The organism is Methylorubrum rhodesianum (assembly GCF_014199985.1).
Lineage (GTDB): Bacteria > Pseudomonadota > Alphaproteobacteria > Rhizobiales > Beijerinckiaceae > Methylobacterium > Methylobacterium rhodesianum.
Genome location: NZ_JACHOS010000001.1, coordinates 214,461 through 236,369 on the forward strand (window position 1 = coordinate 214,461; position 21,909 = coordinate 236,369).

The window sequence follows — 21,909 nt, forward strand, 5'->3', positions numbered from 1 at the left end:
CGTTCTCGCTGGGCTCGAAGACGCGCCGCTCGGCCGGAGCCGGGCAGGGCCGTTCATGCGGGAGAGTGTGTCCGGACACGGCGCCGTCCGAGCGCGAGGCGCCGTTGCCCCGCCGGCTGCCCAGGGGGGCAGCGAAGGAATCAATGCAGAGTGCGTGCCAACTCGGATCCAGCCAGGGCGGCGGTATCCGGAAGCCGCCGGGCCGCTTCGTGCTGCCGCCGGATGCAGCACTGCCTAGGAACGAAGCAGCGGCTGCACGGCCTCAGACGACGGCAGCGCCGCGATCCACTACGCGGACCACGCTGCGCCCGGAGCCGCGCTTTTCCACGCGGATTTGCACGGCGATGCGCTCCATCATCCCCGCCACGTGGGTGATGACGCCGACCTTGCGGCCGCGGCCCTGAAGCGTCTCGAGGGCATCCACCGCCATGTCCAGGGTCTCGGCATCGAGCGAGCCGAAGCCCTCGTCGATGAACAGCGTGTCGACGAAGGCCTGCCGCCCCTCAAGCCCCGAGAGGGCAAGCGCCAGGGCGAGCGACACGAGGAAGCGTTCGCCGCCGGACAGGCTGCGGGTCGCACGGCGCTCGTCGCCCATGTCGCGGTCCACGACATGGAGGGCGAGATCGGCGCCCGCACTGCGGGCGAGGCGGTAGCGGGGGCTCAAGCCCTTGAGCTGATCGTTGGCGAGATGCACGAGGTGATCGAGCGTCACACCTTGCGCGAAGCGGCGGAAACGGTCGCCGCCGGCCGAGCCGATCGCTTCCTCGACCCGCTGCCAGGTCGCAAGCTCCGTCTTCGCCACCTCGATCTCCCGCGCGAGATCGGCCGCCTTGGCGCGGGCGGCCTCATCCCGTCGCAGCTCCGCGTCGAGGGCGCCGAGGCGCTGCTGCGCCTGTGCCGTGGCTTCGGCAAGCCGCGTCGCTTCGGCCTGGGCGGCGGGAACGTCGATCTCGACCTCGGTGCTCAGGGTCTCGACATCGGCGCGGCGTGTGGCGAGGGCGGTGGCTGCTTCGGCCTCCTCGCGGGCGAGCCGCTCGAGCTGGGTCCGCAGCGCCGCCCGTATCTCGGCCGGGACGGCGAGCAGGGCGGCCACGGCCTCGCGCCCGCGCTCGCCGCAGGCCTGCGCGAAGGCGGTCTCGGCCGCTTCGTGGCGCGCGGTTGCCCGCTCCAGGGCCGCGGCGGCGGCCGCGGCTTCGGTGACGGCGCCGGTGAGCGCGCGGGCGGCTTCGGCACTGGCGGCCTGGGCGGCCTGGAGTGTTTCGCGCGCCGCGCGGCGCTCGTTGTTGAGCCGCGTGCGGTGCGGACCGGTCGCCTCGCCCCCGAGCAGGCCGGCCCTGGCTGTACGCGCCTCGATGAGACGCGCTTGCCGCTCCGCCGCCTCCGTCCGGGCCTTCGCGGCCGACCGCGCCTCGGTATCGCTCAGGGCGGCGGCCGCCGCCCGCTCCGGCGACAGGGCCACACACTGCGCATCGAGACTGGCATGCTGCGTCCGCAGGGCCGCGTAGTCCCGCCCGAGCGCGAGGATCCGGTCGAGGCAGGCCTCCGGCGCACGGTCAAGATCGGACGGGCTGAGATCGGCGGCAGTGAGCGCCGGTCCCATCTCTGCGGCCAAGTCCATCATCCGCTGCAGGAGGGAGGCGTTGTGACCTTCCGCCCGTTCGGCCGCGAGGGTTGCCTCAGCCCGGCGATGCGCGAGCGCGTCGAGACCGCGGGTCTGCGTCTCGATCTGTACGTCGAGGGTGTCGCGGTCGCGGATCAACTCGTCGATCTCGCCGCGCAGTGCCCGTGCCGCCGCGAGGGTTCGCTGGCTTGCGTCGCGCTCGGCGCGCGCGGCGGCGCCGGCCTCGCCGAGCCGGGACAGATCCGGCTCCGGCGGCGGGGTGACGGCGAGCCCCGACGCATCGAGTGCGGTCATCAGAACGGGAAGACCGGCGCGGTAGCGGGCGGCGGTGGAGGCCGCCGCTTCGGCTGCAGCGGCCCCTCGCTCCTGCGCGTCGTCGTGGCGCCCCTCCGCCGCCGCGGCATCGCCCCGGGCCCGGTCGCGCGCCGTCTGGTACGCGGAGATTTGGGCGTCGAGCTCGGCACGGCGCGTGCGCAACTCCTCGGCCAGACGTCCGAGTGCGTCATCGGATCCGTGGGCATGCGGATGATCGAGGCCGCCGCAGACGGGGCAGGGCACTCCCTCCACGAGCAGGCTGCGCAGCCGCGCCGCCTCGCGCGACGCGCTTTCCTGCGCCAACTCGGCGAGCGGTGCGATCTCGGCCCGCCGAATTCCGGCCTCCTGCAGGGCTCGCTCTTCCGCTGCGAAGCGGGCGGCGGCTTCGGCGAACGCTGCGCCGGCCTCCGTCTCCACTTCAGAGGCGGCCGCCCGGTCTGCGAGCGCCGTCCCGTGGCGCTGCGCCAAGGCGTAGGCGTCGCGCAATGCGTCCAGCAATCCTTCGAGGGCGATGGCGCGGGTCTGCACGGCGGGCTCGGCGAGGGCATCGAGCGCCGCCTCCCGCGCAGTACGGGTGGCGGCCAGAGCCTCGCGGCGAGCGCGCAGCGCGGCGAGGCGAGCGGCGCCATTCTCGGCCTCCCCATCGCAAGCGGCGATCTCGGCCCGGCGCGCGGCGGCCTCCTGCGCCGCCATCTCCGCTTGCCCGCGCAGCCGCGCGCGCTCGCGGATGCGGCGGGCGAAGTCCTCGCCGCGCTCGGCCAGGATGCCATGGGATTGGTCGGCGGCGAGGCGGCCCGCCGCAGCGTCGCGCGCGTGCCGAGCCTCGGCGAGGCGCCGGTCGAGCGCGGCGAGCGCGGCGCCCGTTGCTTCGGCGGCCTCGGCCGAGCGGACGGCCGCCTGCGCGGCGCCCTCTGCCTCACGCTCTGCATGGGCGATCGCTTCATCGAGCTTCGCGGCCTGATCCCAGAGAGGCCCGAAGCTCTTGAACACGGCCTCCGCCGCCTCGTCCGCCGCACTCGCTTCCGTCCGTTGCGCCTCGGCCGTCTCGGCGCCCGCGCGCGCTTCCGCGACACGGGCTGCGACGGTCTGGACGTGAGCCTGCACCGCCACCCGCTCGCGGACGGCTTCTTCGAGGGCCTCCGCGCGTCCGCGGAGCGGCTCGACCGCCTCGAGTTCGGCCGACCGCATTCGGTCGGGGGCCGCTGCTTCCGACGCCGCCCGCGCCGCGGCGGCACGCTCCTTGGCCCGCGCGAGCGCCGAGCGGGCGGCCTCGATGCGGCGCGCGGCTTCGAGGGTGCGCTCCACCGCCGCCTGCGCTGCCCGCCACGCCGCCACCTCGGCGAGGCGCTCCGCGCGCTCGGCCTCGCGCGCCTGCACGCCGGCGGCGTCGAGCAGGCCGATCTCGCCCTGGCGAACCTCCAGCGCCTCGACCGCGCGACGATGCTCCTCGTAGCCGAGATGGACCCGCTTCGAGATCTCCGAATAGATCACGGTGCCGGTGATCTTCTCCAGCAGCTCGGCCCGCTCGCCCTCCGCCGCGAGGAGGAAGGCATCGAACTCGCCCTGCGCCAGCAGCACCGTGCGGCGGAACTGGTCGAAGGTCAGGTCGGTCAGGGCGACCACCTTGTCGAGCACCTGCGTCTTGCCCGCGGCAACCGCGCTGCCGTCATCGAGCCGATGCAGCCGCCGCCGCTCGGCCTGAATCTTGCCGGTGGGCTTGTTCCGGGCACGATAGGCCTCCCAGCCCACACGGTAGGCGATGCCGTCCCGGCCGATGAAATCGACCTCGGCAAAGCCGGATCCGGCGCCCCGGCGCAGGATCGCACGTCCGTCGCTGGCGCTGAGCGATTCGCCGCCCGGATCAGGCGCGTCCTCGCGGCGGGTCACCGCGACGCGGGGATAGCGGCCGTACAGCGCGAGGCAGAGCGCGTCGAGGATGGTGGACTTGCCTGCGCCGGTCTCGCCGGTGATGGCGAACAGGCCGGTGGCGCCGAGCGGTTCGGAGGCGAGATCGACGGCGAAGGGCGCGGCAAGGCTCGCGAGGTTCTCGCCGCGGATCGCGAGGATGCGCATGGCGGGCGGCTCAGACTTCCGCCCGCGCGCGGTGGAAGACGTCGAGATGGGCGGGCTCGGGCTCCTCGTCCCACTTCGCGCGGTAGGCGAGGCGGAACAGCTCCTCCGGATCGCGCTCCGACAGACGCGGCGGTGGCGCCTCGGATTCCGCGATCTCGATCGCGGCCCGCGGCGGAACCGTGACCCGCACATCGACCACGCGCACCGGGAAGCTCTCGGCGATACGGTCTACCTCGGCCCGGTAGCCGGGAACCAGGCCCTCGCGCGAGAGCCGCACCTGGATATAGGGCCGCGCCTCCATCGGCAGGTCGGGGTCGAGCGCAAGCGCGGCGAGATGGTCGCCGAGATCGGCGAGGGGCATGTCGCCGGAGGCCGGCAGGCGCAGGAAGGGGACCGGACGGGGGATCGCGATATGCTCAATCTCCGCTGCGCCCGTGCCGAGAGTCACCAGGGTGACGCCGTGGCGATAGGGCTGCTCGGCGGCCGAGAGCGGGATCAGCGAGCCGCAATACCGTACCTGCCCGCCGCCCAGGCCCTGCGCCCGATGGAGATGGCCGAGTGCCACGTAGCGCGCCTCCTCCGGGAACACGTCGGCCGGCACCGCGTGATCGCCGCCCACCAGAATGCGTCGCTCCGCGCCCTCCGATTCGAGGCCGCCGGCGACGTGGAGATGACCGGTGACGAGGAGCGGCAGGCCGGCGAGCCGGGGCCGGGCCGCCTCGAAGAGTTGCCCGTAAAGGTCGCGCACCGCCCGCACGATCGGCGAGGTCTCGCCGATGCGCCGCTCGCTGCCGAAGGAAGAGAGCGGCGGCAGGCAGGCGGCGGTGGGGTAGGAGACGGCGAGCACCTGTGCCGCCACCGCGCCGCCGGCCGACCGGATCGGCACGAGGTGGCGTTCAAGGTCGATGGCGCCGTCGCGGCGGCGGACATTGCCGACGACGTGGACGCCGATGGCTTCGAGCAGCGGGCGCGGCGCTTCCAGGCGTCCGGCGGCATCGTGGTTGCCCGCGGTGATGACGATGGTCATCTCCGGCCGCGCCGCGTGGAGGCGCGCCATTAGCGCGTAGAAGCGTGCCTGCGATTCCCCCGACGGGTTCTGGCTATCGAACACGTCGCCCGCCACGACGAGGGCATCGACCTCGCGCTCCACCACGATGCTCTCGAGGCCGCCGAACACGGCGTCGTGCTCGCGCTCGCGGGAGAAGCCGCGCAGGGTCTGGCCGATATGCCAATCGCCCGTATGGAGAACGCGGATCACTGAGGACGCCACTTACCGAGACCGGGCAGCGACCGCCGCCGCCGTCAGGCGGCTTGTAGCGGGTTGTGTCGCCGGCTTCGAGTGTATCCCGGCAGCGGGCCGGGATCTCCTGTGGCTCGCGGACCGCGGCCTCAGTGGCAGACGGTGACCGTCTTGACGATCCAGCCCTCGTCGGCCTGCCAGAGCTTGCGCCGCACGCGACCGCAATTGGCCGATTCGGCCGCGGTCCAGGCCGTTTGCGGCGCGGCGGGCGGCGCCTTCGTTTCCGTCTGCGCGACTTTTGTCTTCACGATCGTTTTGGCCGGGCGCTGCGGGGCCGCTTTGCGGGCAGCCATGGCCTCACCGGGAAGCATCAGGCCGAGGCAGAGCAATCCAAGCGAGAAGCGGAGGAGCGAGGCGCGCAAGGGAAGGAGTCCGTGGTCGGGGCCATACGGTCACGCTTGATCTAGGGTGGCGCCCGGCCAATGCAATCGCCGTTCGCCACAATTTGCCCCGCAATCCGCACATTTTTTGCGAAATCGTTAAAGCCGGCCGCCGGGCGCATGGCGGCCCTGCGTGTAACCTTTCGGACACAATGTTCGCGCACTTGGCAGTGCAGGAGCCGTGACGGTCGCGTCCGGCCCTGACGCCCGTGTCCTTCCTTGCTAGGGAACAAGCGGGGCAGTTCAGCCGGCCCGGATGATCGTGACCGTTCTTCCGTAATCCGGAGACGTTTCTCGGCCCGGCCCATTCGATCGAGCGATCCATGTCACTTCAGAACCGCCGTAAGCTTCTATTCGGAGCCGCGACAAGCCTTGGGCTCGCGATCCTGCCGGCGCACGTCCTCGCCCAAACCTTCGACGGTTTCGACGACGACCGCCTGTACCAGGACAGCAACGGCAACCTCTTCCGCCGCCGCGGTGGCCAGTACGTTCCCTATAACGGCCGCGTCAGCAACGGGAGACCGGTGCCCGATACCCAGACGGATCTCGACGCCGAGTCTTATGCCCGCCGTCGGGCCGAGCGTTACGGCGAGCCGCCAGCTGCGGCGGAAGCGCCGAACCAGACGCCGCGGCAGCAGCAGGCCGGCTACCCGGTGCCGCCGCAGGAGCCCGACAACGGCCCGATCGATTACACGCGCGCCTACGCGGCGATCGCCAACGAGCCGTTCCCGGTCCAGGCGATCGCCTACAAGAAGTTCAACCCGATCTACCTGCGCCAGGAGGTCGATTTCCGCACGAACGAGCCGCCGGGCACGATCGTGGTCGATCCCAAGGCGCACTTCCTCTACCTCGTCCTGCCGAACGGCCGGGCGCGGCGCTACGGCGTCGGGGTGGGCAAGCAGGGCTTCTCTTGGTCGGGCACCGCGACCATCAACTCGAAGCAGGCTTGGCCGGACTGGTATCCGCCCAAGGAGATGATCGCCCGCCGGCCGGATCTCGCCCGCGAGGTCGACAAGCTGCAGAGCGGTCTCGGCGTCCCCGGCGGCAGCCGCAACCCGCTCGGTGCGCGGGCCATGTATCTCTGGCAGAACAACAAGGACACGCTGTTCCGCATCCACGGAACGCTGGAGCCGCACTCGATCGGCAAGAGCGTGTCGTCGGGCTGCATCCGCATGATCAATCAGGACGCCATCGACCTGTTCAACCGCGTCGAGGTCGGCGCCAAGGTGGTGGTGCTCGGCTGATCCCGCGATAGTTTCCTCGAGAGCCGAGCGTCCCGCCATCTCGGGCGGGCGCCGGACTTCGAGGAGACGCCATGGTCGATCTGATCCCGCGCGAGCATCTGTTCGGCAACCCCACGCGCTACGGCCATCAGATCAGCCCGGACGGGCGCCGCCTCGGCTGGGTGGCGCCCCACGAGGGCGTGCTCAACATCTGGTCGGCGCCGATCGACCATCGCGACGCCGCCGCACCCGTCACCACCGACCGGCGGCGCGGCATCGACGCCTATGCCTTCGCCTATGACGGGCGGCACCTGCTCTACGTCCAGGATGCGGACGGAGACGAGAACCACCACCTCTACGCCGTCGATCTCGACACGGGCGAACGGCGCGACCTGACGCCGATCCCCGGCATCGCCGCGGCGATCGTCGGCCTCAGCCGCATCGTGCGCGATCGCGTGCTGGTGGCGATCAACGACCGCGACCCGCGCTTCCACGACCTGCACAGTATCGATCTCGCTACCGGCGAGCGCAGTCTGGTTGCCGAGAATCCAGGCTTCCTCGGCTTTCTCATCGATGAGCGCTACGCCGTGCGCTTCGCCTTCCGCAATCTTCCGGATGGTTCGAGCGAGCTGCTCGCGCCCGACGGCGCGGACTGGAAACCCTGGCTCACCTTCCCGCCCGAGGATGCGCGGGTCTCCGGTGCGGAAAACCTTGACGCCGCCGGCACCGCCCTGTTCTGCCGCGACAGCCGCGGGCGCGACACCGCGGCGCTCACCCGTATCGATCTCGCCACCGGCGAGACCCGCGTGCTCGCCGCGCACGAGGAGGCGGATATCGGCGCCGTGCTGCAGGATGCCGAGACGCACGAGCCCGTGGCCTATTCGGTCACGCACGCCCGGAAGTCCTGGCACGTTCTCGATCCGCGCTTCGCCGACGACTTCGCCTTTCTCGAAACCCAGGGGCTCGGCGACTGGTATCCGGCGAGCCGAACCGAGGACGATTCCCTTTGGATCGTCGTCGCCCGCTCCGACACCCGTGTCGGGGAGGCTGCGATCTACGACCGAAGGGCGAAGACGCTACGCTCCCTCGGCAGCGCGCGGCCCGAGCTCGTCGGCGCGCCTCTGGTTCCGATGAGCCCGGCGATCATCCGTTCCCGCGACGGCCTCGACCTCGTCTCGTATCTGAGTCGCCCGCTTGGCGCCGAGGGGCCCGGCCCCATGGTGCTCCTCGTCCATGGCGGGCCGTGGGGACGCGACAGCTTCGGCTTCGACGCGATCCACCAGTGGCTGGCCAACCGGGGCTATTCCGCGCTCAGCGTCAACTTCCGCTCTTCCATCGGTTTCGGGAAGTCCTTCGTCAACGCGGGCGACCGCGAATGGGGAAGGCGGATGGACGACGACCTCAGCGACGCCGTCGCCTGGGCGGTGGCCGAGGGCGCGGCCGACCCGGCACGCGTCGCGATCATGGGCGGGAGCTACGGCGGCTACGCCACGCTGATGGCCCTGACGCGCAACCCGGACGCCTATGCCTGCGGCATCGACCTCGTCGGCCCGTCCAATCTCGAAACGCTGGTTCGAACGATCCCGCCCTACTGGGAAGCGATGCGGACGCAGCTCCACCGTGCCATCGGCGATCCGGACACCGAGGAGGGCATGGCGCTGATCCGCGAGCGCTCTCCGGTCTACTTCGCCGATCGCATCAAGGCGCCGCTGCTGATCGTTCAGGGTGCCAACGATCCGCGGGTGAAACAGGCCGAGTCCGACCAGATGGTCGCCGCGATGGAGCGGGGCGGCATCCCGGTGACCTACCTGCTGTTCCCGGACGAGGGCCACGGCCTCGTGCGCCCGGCCAACCGGCTCGCCTTCTTCGCCCGTGCCGAGGACTTCCTGGCCCGCCATCTCGGCGGACGCTGCGAGCCGATCCGCGAGGCAGAATCGGCGGGGACGTCGATGCAGGTGGTGCGAGAGGGCTGAAACGGTGTCCGCTCGATCAGAGCGGACACCGTGCGGCCGGCCCGCAGGGCTCGACCGGATCGAAGGGATGCGGTGTCAGCCCGTCGGCGTCACAGCCGACGGGGCCGGCCTCACGCGTCGAGGGGCTGATCCTCGTCCTCGTCGTCGATATCCACCAGGAACACGATGTCGGCTTCTTCCTCGTCGTCGGAGCCGGTGCCCTCGGCGGCGTGATGCTCGTCGGGCTCGAAATCGCCCTCGCCGTCATCGGCCGCGAGCGCGTCCTCGAACTCCTCAATCTCGTCCTCGGTGGCCTTGCGCACCGTGAGCGCCGAGGTGCCGTTCCAGATCGGACGGCCGGCGGTCGTCATGGTCCGGATATCCTCCTTGAAACCGTCGCAGGTGAACAGGTCGCGGGCGGTCGCCTCGTCGCCGTTGATGACCGCGATCGCCGTGCCGTCAATCTCGAGCGTGAACATCGGGAGCGTCCTCGAAGGAGGGGAGAGAGCCGCGGGCCGGTGGGCGGCGCTACGCGGAAAACCCGGACCGGACTGGCCGGGTTCGGCGGCGCTTGTAGGACGCCGGGACCGGATTCGTCGATGGGTGTCAGCGCGCCATCACGCGCCGCTGCTTCCCCGGGCGATGGCGCGCTTCACGACCGCCTGCACCTCGCGGTTCGACAGGAACAGGTCGTGGTTGAAGAGGCCGCCACCGTAATCCGAGGCGTCGGCCACGCGCACGCCGAGCGCCTCCAAGCGCTCCCGGTCGGCGGCGCCCGCGCGGACGACGCCGCCGGCGATGGCCCCCGACAGCTCGAGCGCCCGGTCGTTGGTGGCCGAGATGACCGTGATCCGCTTGGCGTCGGGCCCCAGCCGCTCGACACCGTTGGCGAACAGATCGATGTCGATGTCGGGCGCGGCGAGCACCACAGCGCCGATCCGCGCGACCGCCGCCTCGCCGGCTTCGACCCGCAGCATGCGCAGGGTCTCCAGGGTGAGGAGCGTTCCCATGGAATGGGCGACGATATGGATGCGCCCGCCGCTCGGTGTGGTCGCCACCGTCTTCAGCAGGTCCTCGAAGGCGTCGCGGGACCACAGGGCGCTCTCGCGGTCGTAGCCATAATCGAAGGTCGCCGCGGCCGAGGGCCAGGTGAACAGCGCCGAGGCGCCGTTGAAGCGGATCCCGTCGGAGAGGCGGGCGGCGCTGACAGCGGCCGATTCGAAGCTCTCGCGGTAGCCGTGGACGTAGATCAGCACGTCGCGGCCGAAGGCCGACTGCGCGAAGGCGGCCGCGGCGCCGGGGCCGGTCGTGACCTCACCGACGGAGCGGACGCCCCAGTCGCCACCCACCACCGCCGAGACCTTGCCGATCAGCGAGCGGTCCGGAGCGGACATGCGCGCCTCGGCGAAGCTCAGGCCCCGCCCGCGCTCGGAGCCGAAGAACGGTGCCTTGGGCGGGGTGCCGGAGGCCGGACGGCGGGTCGTGGCCACGAGGAGCACCGGGCTCACGTCGAGCGCCGACTGCGTCTCGCCGACGGTACCGGTAGCGAGGCCGTCCATGACGCAGGCCGACAGGGCGGGAGAAAGGCCGGCCACTCCAGCGATGCCCAACAGGCGGAGGAGGGAGCGGCGAGTCGCGTCGGAGGGCTGCATGACCGGTTTCGGATCCCCGAAAAAACCCGTTCCGGTGGCAGGCCGGTGCCGGGCGCTCCTTCCTCGCGCACGATCTTGACCGTGGCGGGGCACGATTGGGATTTTGAGTACTCGACGCCCGCCCGCTGCCCCGGCATGAAGGAGCGATGAGCGCGACCCTTCCCGACATGGATCACATCCGCGAGCGGCTTCTGGCCGGCGACCGGGCGGCGCTCGCGCGCGCGATCACCCTTGCCGAATCGCGCCGGGCCGATCACCGGGCCGCGGCACGCGACCTGATCGACGCGGTGCTGCCGCAGACCGGGCGGGCGATCCGCGTCGGCATCACCGGCGTGCCCGGGGTCGGCAAATCGACCACCATCGACGCCCTCGGCTCACTGCTGACGGAGGCCGGGCACAAGGTGGCGGTGCTGGCGGTCGATCCGTCCTCGACCCGCACCGGCGGCTCGATCCTCGGCGACAAGACGCGGATGGCGCGGCTCGCCATCGATCGCAACGCCTTCATCCGGCCCTCGCCCTCCTCGGGCACGCTGGGCGGTGTCGCGGCCAAGACCCGTGAGACGATGCTCCTGTGCGAGGCGGCCGGCTTCGACGTGATCCTCGTCGAAACGGTCGGCGTCGGCCAGTCCGAGACGGCGGTCGCGGACCTCACCGACTTCTTCCTCGTGCTGATGCTGCCGGGCGCGGGCGACGAGCTCCAGGGCATCAAGAAGGGCATCCTCGAACTCGCCGACATGATCGCGGTCAACAAGGCCGATGACGGTGAGGGCGAGCGCCGCGCCAATGCCGCCGCCTCCGAGTACCGTGCCGCGCTCCACATCCTGACGCCGCCCTCCGCCACTTGGACGCCGCCGGTCGTCACGATATCCGGCCTACACGGCAAGGGGCTCGACGCCCTGTGGTCTCGCATCGAGGACCACCGCGGCAAGCTCACGGCGACCGGCGAGATCGCCAAGAAGCGGCGCGAGCAGGACGTCAAGTGGATGTGGGCGCTGGTCCACGAACGGTTGCACCAGCGCCTCGTCGGCAGCGCCGAGGTGCGCCAGGCGACGGCCGATGCCGAGCGGGCGGTGGCGGCCGGCGAGCACTCGCCCGCCGCCGGCGCGGACGCGATTGCGACGTTGATCGGTCTGTGAGCCGCCTGCTCATCACGGGGTTCGGTCCGTTCCCGACCGTGCCCGACAACCCGAGCGGGCGCCTTGCGCGGCGGCTGGCGGCGTCACCGCATCTACGCCGCATCCTCGGGCAGGCGCCGGACTGCCTCGTGCTCGACACGCGCTATAGCGCCCTCGAAACGCAGCTCGCCCCGGTCCTGGCGACGAGTCCGAGCGCGGTTCTGATGCTCGGTGTCGCCGCGCGGCGCCGTCGCGTCTGCGTCGAGACCCGCGCGGTGAACCGGGTCAGCCGCCTGTTCCCCGATACGGAAGGAAGTGTCGCCCGAACCCTCGCCTTCGAGTCGGAAGGGCCGGCGCAGCGACCCAGCCCGGCCTCGCTCCCGGTCAGGATCGCGCTGAAGCGGGCCGGGCTCGAGGCCGCGGCCTCGCGCGATGCCGGGCGCTACCTGTGCAACGCCTCCTACTACCGCGTCTTGGCGCTGGGCTGCCCGGCGGTGTTCCTGCATATTCCGCTGCCGCCGCGCACGCGGCGGCCGCAGGCCGGGGGAGGGCGCCGCCGTCCCGAGCTCGATCGTTGGGCAGAGGCTTTCGCCGAGGCGGCGCGGGTGCTCGCCCTGCGGAGCAGGGCGCGACCGTCAGCGGCCTCTCAAGCCCATTCGCGCTGAGCCAGCTTCGCCTCGTAGGCATCGATCGCCGGAGCCTTCTGCTCCAAGGTCAGGCCGATCTCGTCGAGGCCGTTGAGCAGGTTGTGCTTGCGGCCCTCGTCGATCTCGAAATGCAGGGTGCCTCCGTCCGGCCCCTTGATGGTCTGCGCCGCGAGATCGATCGTCAGCGTCGCGTTGGCCCCGCGCTCGGCATCCTCGAACAGCTTCTCCAGTTCGTCCGGCGAGACCACGATCGCCAGGATTCCGTTTTTGGCGCAGTTGTTGAAGAAGATGTCGGCGAAGCTCGTCGAGATCACGCAGCGGATGCCGAAATCCGCCAGCGCCCAGGGGGCGTGCTCGCGCGAGGAGCCGCATCCGAAATTGTCGCCGACGACGAGGATTTTGGCGTTGCGGTAGGCCGGCTGGTTGAGAACGAAATCCGGGTTCTCCGAGCCGTCGTCGTTGTAGCGCATCTCCGAGAACAGACCCTCGCCGAGCCCGGTGCGCTTGATCGTCTTGAGATACTGCTTGGGGATGATGCGGTCGGTATCGATGTTGATGATCCGCATGGGCGCGGCGACGCCCTCCAGGGTCGTGAACTTTTCCATCGGTCTTCTCGAAATCGTCGTCGGAGGCCGGGTACAGATCGCCGGCCTCGGTCTGCCGGTATCTAGCAGTCGAATCGTCCTGCCGGTAGACGGCCTGTTCAGGCCGGCACCGAGCTTGCGTTAGCATCGGGTTGGACGAGGGGGAGCAGGCGGACGATGGCCGACACGTCAGACACCTTCAAGAAGGCGCCGAAGCGCAAACCGTCGAAAGGCAAGAGCGTGTCCGTCTCGCCCGAGATGCGTCAGGCCTATGCCGACCTGATCAGGGAGCGCGAGGAGAAGGAGCAGGCCTATGGCCGTCACCTGCGCAAGGACGAGCCGCGCCGGTGACGGTGCGGTCCCTCACACCGCCCTGAGCGCCGGCCCTTTCCGGACGAAGCCGACGATGTCCTTGACCGCGTCGAGAGTCGGGGCCGCGATCGCTTCCGCACGGCTCGCGCCGTCGGCGAGAACGCCGTCGATATAGGCCGGATCGGCAACGAGCCGCTTCATCTCGGCACCGATCGGCGCCAGCATCTCGACGGCGAGATCGACCAGGGCCGGCTTGAAGCTGGAGAACTGCGCACCGCCGAAATCCTTCAGCACCTCGTCGCGGGTGATGCCGCGCAGCGCCGCGAAGATTCCGACGAGATTGTCGGCCTCCGTCCGGCCGGCGAGGCCGGTGGCCTCCGATGGAAGGGGCTCCGGGTCGGTCTTGGCCTTGCGCACCTTCTGCGCGATGGCATCCGCATCGTCCGTGAGGTTGATGCGCGAGTACTCGGACGGATCCGATTTCGACATCTTCTTGGTGCCGTCGCGCAGGGACATCACCCGCGCCGCCGGGCCGCCGATCAGCGGTTCGGTGAGGGGGAAGAACTGCTCGCCGTGACCGTGGGCCAGGATCGACTGCGCGAAGTCGTTGTTGAACTTCTGCGCGATGTCGCGGGTAAGTTCGAGATGCTGCTTCTGGTCCTCGCCCACGGGCACATGCGTCGCCCGGTAGGCCAGGATGTCGGCGGCCATCAGCACGGGATAGTCGTACAGACCGATCGAGGCGTTCTCCCGGTCCTTGCCGGCCTTGTCCTTGAACTGCGTCATGCGGTTGAGCCAGCCGAGGCGGGCGACGCAGTTGAAGATCCAGGCCAGTTCCGCGTGCTGCGGCACCTGGGACTGATTGAAGACAATGGAGCGCTTCGGATCGATGCCGGCGGCGAGAAAGGCGGCCGTCACCTCGCGGATCTGGCCCTTCAGTGCCTGCGGATCCTGCCAGAGGGTGATCGCGTGGAGATCGACGACGCAATAGAGGCACTGCGCGTCGCGCTCCTGCATCTCGACGAAACGCTTGATGGCGCCGAGATAGTTGCCGAGGTGCAGATTGCCGGTCGGCTGGACGCCGGAGAAGACGAGTTCGTTGAACGCGGCCATCGGCGCGGGTCCCAGGAATAGAGGTCCGGGCCGAGGCGATCTCGCATCCCGCTTGAAGCGGCGGTTTCTGGCAGAGCCGGCGGCGGCGGGTCAAGCAGGATGGACAGCTCGGATGCGCTGAGGCAGATCTCGAATCGTCACGTTGCAACGTCGTCGTCCGCGCGACGCGCGACCGAGGCGCTGAGCCTGCCTTCGAAACTTCAAGATCGGGCAGGCGCTGAGTCCGTCGGTCAGACCGTCTTCAGGACAGGCGCGCCGCGTAGGCGTTCATGATCGCGGACAACAGGCCCGGAAACCGTGCCTCGACCTCGGCGCAGCGCGAGTGGTTGCGCATCTCGACGCCGTGGCGCTCGCAGCGGATCAAACCCGCCTCGCGCAGAACCTTGAAATGGCTGGAAAGCGATGACTTCGGGATGACCTGATCGCCCACCGAAGAGACGGCGGAGCAAGCCTCCACGCAGCCCGCCTTCGTAATCCGGGCGAAGATCGCCGCCCGGCGCGGATCGGACAGAGCGTGCAGGATCGCTTCCGGCTGGACGTCCTCAATCGCAGGGTGAAACAGCGGCCTCATGATTCATCCATATGGGGGCTTGAAGCTCGCTTCCATAGTTCCGAAATCCCGAACTATGGGACAGCGGCAGCCGCACCGGAGCCGGCCCATCTCGAAGGGTTAGCACAGATGTCGAAGCTTGAGGGCAAGGTCGCGGTGGTCACCGGCGGATCGAAGGGGATCGGCGCCGCCATCGCCAAGGCGTTGGCAGCGGACGGTGCTTCCGTCGTCGTCAATTACGCGTCGAGCAAGGCCGGTGCGGATGCCGTCGTCGAAGCCATAACGGCGGGAGGCGGCAGGGCCATCGCGGTTCAGGCTGACATCTCGAACGCCATTGAGGCGCATGGCCTGATCGAAGCCGCCGTCGCGAAATTTGGCCGGCTCGACGTGCTGGTCAACAATTCCGGCGTCTACGAGTTCGCGGCGATCGAGGAGGTGACCGCAGAGCACTACCGTCGCCTTTTCGACGTCAACGTCCTGGGTGCATTGTTCGCGACGCAGGCAGCCGCCAGACACCTCGGCGAGGGCGGCAGCATCATCAACATCTCGTCCGCCGTCACTGATGTGCTGATGCCGACGAGCGCGGTCTACACCGGAACCAAGGCGGCCCTGAACGGGATCTCGGGCGTCCTGGCCAACGAACTCGCTCCGCGCAAGATCCGGGTCAATACGGTGAGCCCCGGCTACGTCGTCACCGAGGGTACGCACACCGCGGGTATCGCCGGCTCGGAGATGGAGGCCGGTCTGGTCGCGCAAACACCGCTCGGCCGCGCAGGGCAACCGGATGACATCGCTCGGGTCGTCGCCTTCCTCGCTTCGGACGACGCGCGCTGGGTGACCGGCGAGGTCATCAACGCCAGCGGCGGCGTTCGCTGAAGCTCAGGGACTGCGACCCCAGGACGTCCGTCGCGGGCGGGGGCTCTCGCCACGCCGCCTTCGGCACCGCCACAGAGCGGGTTCGACAGCCCTTTTCCTCGCCGAGAGGCAGAGGAGAAGGGCCGCTTCTCGTGCGTCTTACCCGAGACGGGACCGCCGCCCTCAGAAGACCTGCGCCGCGGTCCCGTTGTTGCGCTTCGGCGCGCCCGGGACGCCGGCCTCCGTATCCGCCCGATCGGCGGCGCGCTTATCGAGCGCTCGCTCCACCACCTTGGCGAGGCCGACCATGATCTTGTCGAGCTCGTAATCCTTCGGAGTGTAGACGGCGGTGACGCCCATGTTCTTGAGCACCAGCTCGTCCTCGCTCGAGATGATGCCGCCGACGACGACCGGCACGTGATCGAGCCCGGCCTCGCGCAGCTTGGCTTTCACCTCACGCACCAGCGGCACGTGGCTGCCGGAGAGAACGGAGAGGCCGATGACGTGGGCGCCGCGTTCCTTCGCCTTGGCGACGATCTCCGTCGGCGTCTGCCGGATGCCGTCGTAGGTCACGTCGAAACCGACGTCGCGGGCGCGCAGGGCGATCTGCTCGGCCCCGTTGGAATGGCCGTCGAGACCCGGCTTGCCGACGACGAGCTTCGGGGTTTCGCCGAGCCGCTCGCCGAGATCGGCGATGAGCAGGCGGGCCTCCTCCGCCGCGCCCGACGTGACAGTCTCGAGTGTGACGCCGGTCGGCGCGCGATACTCGCCGAATACCTCGCGCAGGCGCTGGCCCCACTCTCCGGTAGTCACGCCCGCCTTCGCCGCAGCGATGGAGGGCGGCATGATGTTGGCGCCCGAGCGTGCCGCCTGCTCGAGGTCGTCCAGCGCCCGTGCGACCGCACGGTCGTCGCGCTTGGAGCGCCACTCGCGGATGCGCGCCTCGGCCTCCATCTCCACCGTCTCGGAGACGGTGAAGATCGCGCCGTCTCCGGCGGTCAAGGGCGACGGCTCGCCCTGCTGCCACTTGTTGACGCCGACGACGATCTGCTCGCCCTTCTCGATCGCTGCGATGCGCTTTGCATTCGATTCCACCAGCGCCCGCTTCAGCTCGCCCGCCTCAACCGCCGAAACCGCGCCGCCGATCTCGGCGATCCGCTTCAGCTCGGCCCGGGTCTGCTCCTTCAGCGCCTCGACGCGGGACTCGATCACCGTCGAGCCGTCGAAGATGTCGTCGTATTCGAGCAGGTCGGTCTCGAAGGCCAGGATCTGCTGCATCCGCATGGACCATTGCTGATCCCAGGGCCGGGGCAGGCCGAGCGCCTCGTTCCAGGCCGGGAGCTGCACCGCGCGGGCGCGGGCGCGCTTGGAGAGCGTCACCGCCAGCATCTCGATGAGGATGCGATGGACGTTGTTCTCGGGCTGCTGCTCGGTGAGCCCGAGGGAATTCACCTGGACGCCGTAGCGAAAGATCCGCTTCTTGGCATCGGTGATGCCGTAGCGCTTCTGGGCGATCTCGTCCCACAGCTCGGCAAACGCCCGCATCTTGCAGATCTCGGTGACGAACCGCATCCCGGCATTCACGAAGAACGAGATGCGGCTGAAGACGTCCGAGAAGCTGGCCTCGTCGAAATCGGGATCGTCGCGCACCGTGTCGAGCACGGCGATGGCGATGGCCAGCGCGTAGGAGAGCTCCTGAACCGGCGTCGCCCCCGCTTCCTGCAGATGGTAGGAGCAGACGTTCATCGGGTTCCACTTCGGCACGTTCTTGGTCGTGAACAGGATCACGTCCTTGGTCAGCCGCAGCGAGGGCGCAGGCGGGAAGACGTAGGTGCCGCGCGAGAGGTATTCCTTGATGATGTCGTTCTGCGTCGTACCCTGAAGCGCGGCGATCGGCGCGCCCTGCTCCTCCGCCACCGCGAGATAGAGCGACAGCAGCCACGGCGCCGTGGCGTTGATCGTCATCGACGTGTTCATCTGCGCCAGCGGGATCTGGTCGAACAGGGTCCGCATGTCGCCCAGATGCGCGATCGAGACCCCGACCTTGCCGACCTCGCCGCGGGCGAGTTCGTGGTCGGGGTCGTATCCGGTCTGGGTCGGCAGGTCGAAGGCGACCGAGAGGCCAGTCTGACCCTTGGCGAGGTTGCCGCGATAGAGCTTGTTCGATTCCGCCGCCGTGGAGTGACCCGCATAGGTGCGGATGATCCACGGCTTGTCGCGCTTGACCTCGGTGACGCTCGCTTGCGCGCTCATCCCACTCGACTCCCTCATCCGATGCGATCGCGCGCCTTCAGGCGCGGCTGTTGGCCGGCACCGTAGCGAAGCCGCCGCGGCTCGTCATCTGGGAGAAAGGTCCACGATCGATGGCCTTGCCGTTGGAAAAACTTGAGGAGGCGTGAAGCGGATTTGGATATCCCTCACGTCGAAGGGGCCGCGAGAGCGTTTGTGCTCCAAAGGCAGGCTTGTTCGAGTCGATAAGCGAATACTGCATTCAAACGGATGCGCTCCGCCTCCACGAGCGGACCCTCGAAATGGACGGCCCGGCAGCGTCCGCGCCATCCCGGCGGTATGAAATCAGGATTGTGGAGCGCGTGGTCGGAGGCCTCGGCGAAGAAGCTGCGATCTCCGCCATCAAGGTAGCTCTCCGCCGCCAGACCTTCCGCGAGCAGGATGTCATGCGCATCGAGCTCGACATGCCAGTAAGCGATATCGGTCACTGTCTCTCGCCGGATGGTGGTGCCGTTGATCAGGCAGAGGATCGGCACGAGCGCCTCGCTTCCATCGGCCGCCTCGATCAGGACGGGGTGGCCGGGTGAGAGGAGAAGATCGCGCCTAGGACGCGGTTGGCCTTCGCCGTTCCAGCCGAAGGCGCCCGTGCGAATGCGGATCGGGGCCTGATCCGGCGCGATGGGCCTGTCGGGCGAGCCGAGCTGCCGATGCCCGATCCAGCGGATGACGCGGCGTCCGCCTCCCGCAGTCAGGGCGATGTCGCCGACGCGCAAGCATTCGACCGGGACCTCGACGGGACCGCCGTCGCGCATCAGAGCGATCCGGGTACCTGTGGTGAAGCAGACCGGAGGCCCGGAAAACTCGATCGTCTCGATGTTTGTCAGGCGGTCCGTCGCGCCGGTCAGCTTGTTCACGGCGAGGGTCGCACCGTCCGGGCCTCGCGAGATCGCGAAGTCGCTGGCGGCGCCGGCAAGGTAGACCGTATCGGATCCGGAACCGCCGTCGATCGTGTTGCCGTTCCCGTTCGTGAAGAACGTATCGTTTCCGCTGCCGCCGATGGCCTTGTCGATCCGCGTGTCGAAGGCGATGCCGATGTTGTTGACCAGGGTTCCGTTCTCGCTCGCGCTGCTGAATGTTCCTGGGGCCAGGTTGATCGTGCTGTTTGTCCTGAATCCCGAAACGTCGAGCGTGTTGCCAATCCCGCGATTGTAGATCGTTAGGACGGGGTCGAGGTTGTTCGTGAAGTCGTAGAATTGGCGGGATGTGCCCGCGATGTTCGTGTTGAATCCGTATGTCTGGCCGCCTGCGAAGGTGTTGCTTGTCGAGGCACCGTAGATGCGCTGCATGCCGAGGATGTCGAGCATCATCGGTGTTTGGGAGTGAAGCCCATAGACCGCGCCGGAATTATTCGTTGACCAGTTGGTTCCCTTAACCGGACTCAATGCGTTGAACGCGCCCGCCGTGTCATCCGGCTTAACATACGACATCACCGACCAGAGTTGGCTGTCGTAGACGCCCGATTGCGCCGAAAAGTCCGCGCCGTTGTATCGACCCGCATGGCCGAGACCCAACGCATGACCCGTTTCGTGGATCACCGTGCTGAGGGTGTAGGCGGCATCTGGAGAGAAGCTGTTGAAGTTCTGATCCGGCGCGTTGATGCTGATGTGGAGTTGTCCGCCTCGCGTATTGGGGGAATTCTGTGATGGAATCGCGGTGACCCCCTTTCCCGTATCGGAGGCACCGTTGCTGGGTACGAAGGTGATCCCGGCCCCCTCGTTCGTCGGGTCGAAACGGATGCCGGCGGATGCGATGCTGTCGGTTTGTCGAAATTGGATGTTCGCGACATCGGACCAGAGATTGAGGGCCGCCGCGTACGCCACCTTCTCCTGCTCCGAGAGGCCCGACGCGAATGCGTAGGTGACGGTTCCGCCCCCCGTGCCCGCCGGACTTGATGCGGAGCGCACCACGCCGTTCCCGTCATTGTTGAATTTGGAGAGCCAAGCTCGGCCAAGATCCTCTCCCACGCTCCAGGTGAAGTACGTGTTGGCGGCGATGGCTCCGTTCCCGTCGATGCCGGTCAGAAACGTCAGCTCGTCCCTTTGGCCTGTCGTCAGATCCGCCATGTCCGCCTGTCTCGTCCTCGAACTCGAAGCGCTCACCGAGAGGTGCTCTTCGGTTTGTCGAACGAGGCACGAAAATTGACACGCGGCGCGTTACCGGTCCCGCCGACGCGCCGAAGGCGCAGTCGCTTCCCCTTCGAGGCCTCGAGACCGAGCGATCGACGCCATCGGAGGAGGCGGCGCGGTGAATCGCCGTTTCGAACGGCTCCAAACCCTGTATCGTGCGTTGAGGGGCGGCGGCCGGTGCACCGTCTGCGGGCGTTTGGTGCGAAGAGCCCTGATCGCACCGCCGGCCGCAGATGGAGAGACACAGCGATGGCAGACCACAGCCCACGCCTGACCACGGCCTTCGGCAACCCGATATCCGACAATCAGAACTCACTCACCGCCGGCCCGCGCGGGCCGGTGCTGATGCAGGACTATCACCTCATCGAGAAGATGGCCCACTTCAACCGGGAGCGCATACCGGAGCGGGTGGTGCACGCGAAGGGCTACGGCGCCTACGGCACCTTCCGGCTGACCAAGTCGCTCAGCCAGTACACGCGTGCCAAGGTGCTGACCGAGGTCGGCAAGGAGGTGCCGATGGTGGCCCGCTTCTCGACCGTGGGCGGCGAATCCGGCTCGGCCGACACCGCCCGCGACCCGCGCGGCTTCGCCCTCAAGTTCTACACCGAGGAGGGCAATTGGGATCTCGTCGGCAACAACACGCCGATCTTCTTCGTGCGCGACGCGATCAAGTTCTCCGACTTCATCCGCACCCAGAAACGCGACCCGCGTACCCATCTGAAGCCGCACTGGCGCCGCTGGGACTTCTGGAGCCTGTCGCCGGAGGCGATCCATCAGGTGATGTTCCTGTACTCGGATCGCGGCACGCCGAAATCGGCCCGCTTCATGAACGGCTACGGCTCGCACACCTTCTCGCTCTGGAACGACCGCAGCGAGCGCTACTGGGTAAAGTTCCACTTCCACACCAAGCAGGGCATTCAGAATTTTTCGGCCGACGAGGCCGATGAGATCGCGGGTAAGGACCCGGATTACTCGTCCGCCGACCTCTCCAACGCCATCGAGCAGGGCGACTTCCCGAAATGGAAGGTCTCGGTTCAGATCATGCCCGAGCTGGAGGCCGACACCTACCGCATCAACCCGTTCGACCTCACCAAGGTCTGGCCGCATAGCGACTACCCGCTGATCGAGATCGGCGAGATGGAGCTGAACCGCAATCCCGACAACTACTTCGCCGAGATCGAGCAATCGGCCTTCGAGCCCTCGAACGTGGTGCCGGGCATCGGCTTCTCGCCGGACAAGATGCTGCAGAACCGGGTGCTGTCCTACGCCGACGCCCACCGCTACCGGCTCGGCGTGAACTATCAGCAAATCCCGGTGAACCAGGCCAAGAATGCCTCGGTGCAAACCTATCACCGCGACGGGGCGATGCGGACCGACGGCAATCACGGCGCTCAGGTCGATTACGAGCCGAACTCGTTCGGCGGGCCGAAGCAGGATCCCTCGTTCAGCGAGCCGCCGCTGCGCATCAAGGGCGATGCCGGTCGCTACGGCTGGCCCGGCGACGACGAGGACCTCTACGGACAGCCGAAGCTGTTCTGGACCAAGGTGCTCGACGAGGGCGGCCGCAAGCGGCTCATCGAGAACATCGTCACCTCCATGGGCGACAGCCCGCGCCACATCCAGGAGCGGATGATCGCCCACTGGTTCAAGGTGCACGAGGATTTCGGCCGCGGCGTCGCCGAGGGGCTCGGGATCGACACCGCGCGGGCCGCCGCCGAGTAGTAAAATCAAGTTTATTTTGAATACAGAGGTGCCGGCTTCCGTCGGTGCCTCTTTTTTGTGCGGATGCGGCGAAGCCTTGT

17 protein-coding genes are annotated in these 21,909 nt (G+C 68.7%); 7 read left to right on the forward strand and 10 right to left on the reverse strand.

What is annotated here, in order from left to right:
- Positions 1-262: 262 nt before the first annotated feature.
- The 3 genes from HNR01_RS00985 to HNR01_RS00995 form a co-directional block, all read right to left on the reverse strand.
- Positions 263-4,009 carry an AAA family ATPase gene (locus HNR01_RS00985; protein WP_183666077.1) on the reverse strand — a complete coding sequence of 1,249 codons (3,747 nt, stop codon included), beginning with the start codon at positions 4,007-4,009 and terminating at the stop codon, positions 263-265.
- A 10-nt stretch (positions 4,010-4,019) separates the two neighbouring features.
- Positions 4,020-5,267, reverse strand: coding sequence for an exonuclease SbcCD subunit D (locus HNR01_RS00990; RefSeq protein ID WP_183666079.1), 1,248 nt, complete (start codon positions 5,265-5,267; stop codon positions 4,020-4,022).
- A gap of 131 nt (positions 5,268-5,398) precedes the next feature.
- Positions 5,399-5,671 carry a hypothetical protein gene (locus tag HNR01_RS00995; protein ID WP_096483339.1) on the reverse strand — a complete coding sequence of 91 codons (273 nt, stop codon included), beginning with the start codon at positions 5,669-5,671 and terminating at the stop codon, positions 5,399-5,401.
- 341 nt (positions 5,672-6,012) lie between these two features.
- Between HNR01_RS00995 and HNR01_RS01000 the strand changes: the two genes are divergently transcribed.
- Positions 6,013-6,933 (forward strand): L,D-transpeptidase, encoded by a 921-nt coding sequence (locus HNR01_RS01000; RefSeq protein ID WP_153875366.1) that lies wholly within the window; start codon positions 6,013-6,015, stop codon positions 6,931-6,933.
- A 71-nt stretch (positions 6,934-7,004) separates the two neighbouring features.
- Entirely contained in the window at positions 7,005-8,885 is a 1,881-nt protein-coding gene (locus tag HNR01_RS01005) for a S9 family peptidase (protein WP_183666081.1), read from the forward strand.
- A gap of 110 nt (positions 8,886-8,995) precedes the next feature.
- Here the strand turns inward: HNR01_RS01005 and HNR01_RS01010 are convergent, their stop codons facing one another.
- Both HNR01_RS01010 and HNR01_RS01015 read right to left on the reverse strand, forming a co-directional pair.
- Entirely contained in the window at positions 8,996-9,343 is a 348-nt protein-coding gene (locus HNR01_RS01010; RefSeq protein WP_017482783.1) for a hypothetical protein, read from the reverse strand.
- Between the two features lie 138 nt (positions 9,344-9,481).
- Positions 9,482-10,516 (reverse strand): alpha/beta hydrolase, encoded by a 1,035-nt coding sequence (locus HNR01_RS01015; RefSeq protein ID WP_017482784.1) that lies wholly within the window; start codon positions 10,514-10,516, stop codon positions 9,482-9,484.
- A 146-nt stretch (positions 10,517-10,662) separates the two neighbouring features.
- On the opposite strand from HNR01_RS01015, the gene meaB reads away from it, so the two are divergent.
- Positions 10,663-11,652 carry a methylmalonyl Co-A mutase-associated GTPase MeaB gene (gene meaB / locus HNR01_RS01020; RefSeq protein ID WP_017482785.1) on the forward strand — a complete coding sequence of 330 codons (990 nt, stop codon included), beginning with the start codon at positions 10,663-10,665 and terminating at the stop codon, positions 11,650-11,652.
- Complete coding sequence (locus HNR01_RS01025; RefSeq protein ID WP_017482786.1) at positions 11,649-12,296, forward strand: pyroglutamyl-peptidase I; 648 nt, start codon at positions 11,649-11,651, stop codon at positions 12,294-12,296. Before meaB ends, HNR01_RS01025 begins: the two co-directional genes overlap by 4 nt.
- Here HNR01_RS01025 and leuD read toward each other — a convergent pair.
- Positions 12,278-12,883, reverse strand: coding sequence for a 3-isopropylmalate dehydratase small subunit (gene leuD, locus HNR01_RS01030; protein ID WP_017482787.1), 606 nt, complete (start codon positions 12,881-12,883; stop codon positions 12,278-12,280). The genes HNR01_RS01025 and leuD overlap by 19 nt on opposite strands.
- 156 nt (positions 12,884-13,039) lie before the next feature.
- On the opposite strand from leuD, the gene HNR01_RS01035 reads away from it, so the two are divergent.
- Positions 13,040-13,213, forward strand: coding sequence for a hypothetical protein (locus HNR01_RS01035; RefSeq protein WP_017482788.1), 174 nt, complete (start codon positions 13,040-13,042; stop codon positions 13,211-13,213).
- A gap of 12 nt (positions 13,214-13,225) precedes the next feature.
- Here the strand turns inward: HNR01_RS01035 and trpS are convergent, their stop codons facing one another.
- On the reverse strand, positions 13,226-14,287 hold the full coding sequence (trpS, locus tag HNR01_RS01040; protein ID WP_183666083.1) for a tryptophan--tRNA ligase: 1,062 nt from the start codon (positions 14,285-14,287) through the stop codon (positions 13,226-13,228).
- 241 nt (positions 14,288-14,528) lie between these two features.
- A complete protein-coding gene (locus HNR01_RS01045; protein ID WP_017482790.1) occupies positions 14,529-14,858 on the reverse strand; it encodes an ArsR/SmtB family transcription factor in 330 nt (109 codons plus the stop codon).
- Between the two features lie 108 nt (positions 14,859-14,966).
- Between HNR01_RS01045 and HNR01_RS01050 the strand changes: the two genes are divergently transcribed.
- Complete coding sequence (locus HNR01_RS01050; protein ID WP_183666389.1) at positions 14,967-15,713, forward strand: glucose 1-dehydrogenase; 747 nt, start codon at positions 14,967-14,969, stop codon at positions 15,711-15,713.
- A gap of 162 nt (positions 15,714-15,875) precedes the next feature.
- Here HNR01_RS01050 and HNR01_RS01055 read toward each other — a convergent pair whose 3' ends face one another.
- Together HNR01_RS01055 and HNR01_RS01060 are read right to left on the reverse strand one after the other, a co-directional pair.
- Entirely contained in the window at positions 15,876-17,945 is a 2,070-nt protein-coding gene (locus tag HNR01_RS01055; RefSeq protein ID WP_183666086.1) for an ethylmalonyl-CoA mutase, read from the reverse strand.
- Between the two features lie 164 nt (positions 17,946-18,109).
- Positions 18,110-20,044 carry a Hint domain-containing protein gene (locus tag HNR01_RS01060; RefSeq protein ID WP_183666088.1) on the reverse strand — a complete coding sequence of 645 codons (1,935 nt, stop codon included), beginning with the start codon at positions 20,042-20,044 and terminating at the stop codon, positions 18,110-18,112.
- A 312-nt stretch (positions 20,045-20,356) separates the two neighbouring features.
- Between HNR01_RS01060 and HNR01_RS01065 the strand changes: the two genes are divergently transcribed.
- Complete coding sequence (locus tag HNR01_RS01065; protein WP_183666090.1) at positions 20,357-21,829, forward strand: catalase; 1,473 nt, start codon at positions 20,357-20,359, stop codon at positions 21,827-21,829.
- Positions 21,830-21,909 lie beyond the last annotated feature (80 nt).

Excerpts from the sequence above, each read along its gene's own strand:
- HNR01_RS00985 (WP_183666077.1), bottom strand. The coding sequence starts at position 4,009 with ATGCGCATCCTCGCGATCCGCGGCGAGAACCTCGCGAGCCTTGCCGCG.
- HNR01_RS01000 (WP_153875366.1), top strand. The coding sequence starts at position 6,013 with ATGTCACTTCAGAACCGCCGTAAGCTTCTATTCGGAGCCGCGACAAGC.
- HNR01_RS01005 (WP_183666081.1), top strand. The coding sequence starts at position 7,005 with ATGGTCGATCTGATCCCGCGCGAGCATCTGTTCGGCAACCCCACGCGC.
- HNR01_RS01010 (WP_017482783.1), bottom strand. The coding sequence starts at position 9,343 with ATGTTCACGCTCGAGATTGACGGCACGGCGATCGCGGTCATCAACGGC.
- HNR01_RS01015 (WP_017482784.1), bottom strand. The coding sequence starts at position 10,516 with ATGCAGCCCTCCGACGCGACTCGCCGCTCCCTCCTCCGCCTGTTGGGC.
- meaB (WP_017482785.1), top strand. The coding sequence starts at position 10,663 with ATGAGCGCGACCCTTCCCGACATGGATCACATCCGCGAGCGGCTTCTG.
- leuD (WP_017482787.1), bottom strand. The coding sequence starts at position 12,883 with ATGGAAAAGTTCACGACCCTGGAGGGCGTCGCCGCGCCCATGCGGATC.
- HNR01_RS01035 (WP_017482788.1), top strand. The coding sequence starts at position 13,040 with ATGGCCGACACGTCAGACACCTTCAAGAAGGCGCCGAAGCGCAAACCG.
- trpS (WP_183666083.1), bottom strand. The coding sequence starts at position 14,287 with ATGGCCGCGTTCAACGAACTCGTCTTCTCCGGCGTCCAGCCGACCGGC.
- HNR01_RS01045 (WP_017482790.1), bottom strand. The coding sequence starts at position 14,858 with ATGAGGCCGCTGTTTCACCCTGCGATTGAGGACGTCCAGCCGGAAGCG.
- HNR01_RS01050 (WP_183666389.1), top strand. The coding sequence starts at position 14,967 with ATGTCGAAGCTTGAGGGCAAGGTCGCGGTGGTCACCGGCGGATCGAAG.
- HNR01_RS01055 (WP_183666086.1), bottom strand. The coding sequence starts at position 17,945 with ATGAGCGCGCAAGCGAGCGTCACCGAGGTCAAGCGCGACAAGCCGTGG.
- HNR01_RS01060 (WP_183666088.1), bottom strand. The coding sequence starts at position 20,044 with ATGGCGGATCTGACGACAGGCCAAAGGGACGAGCTGACGTTTCTGACC.
- HNR01_RS01065 (WP_183666090.1), top strand. The coding sequence starts at position 20,357 with ATGGCAGACCACAGCCCACGCCTGACCACGGCCTTCGGCAACCCGATA.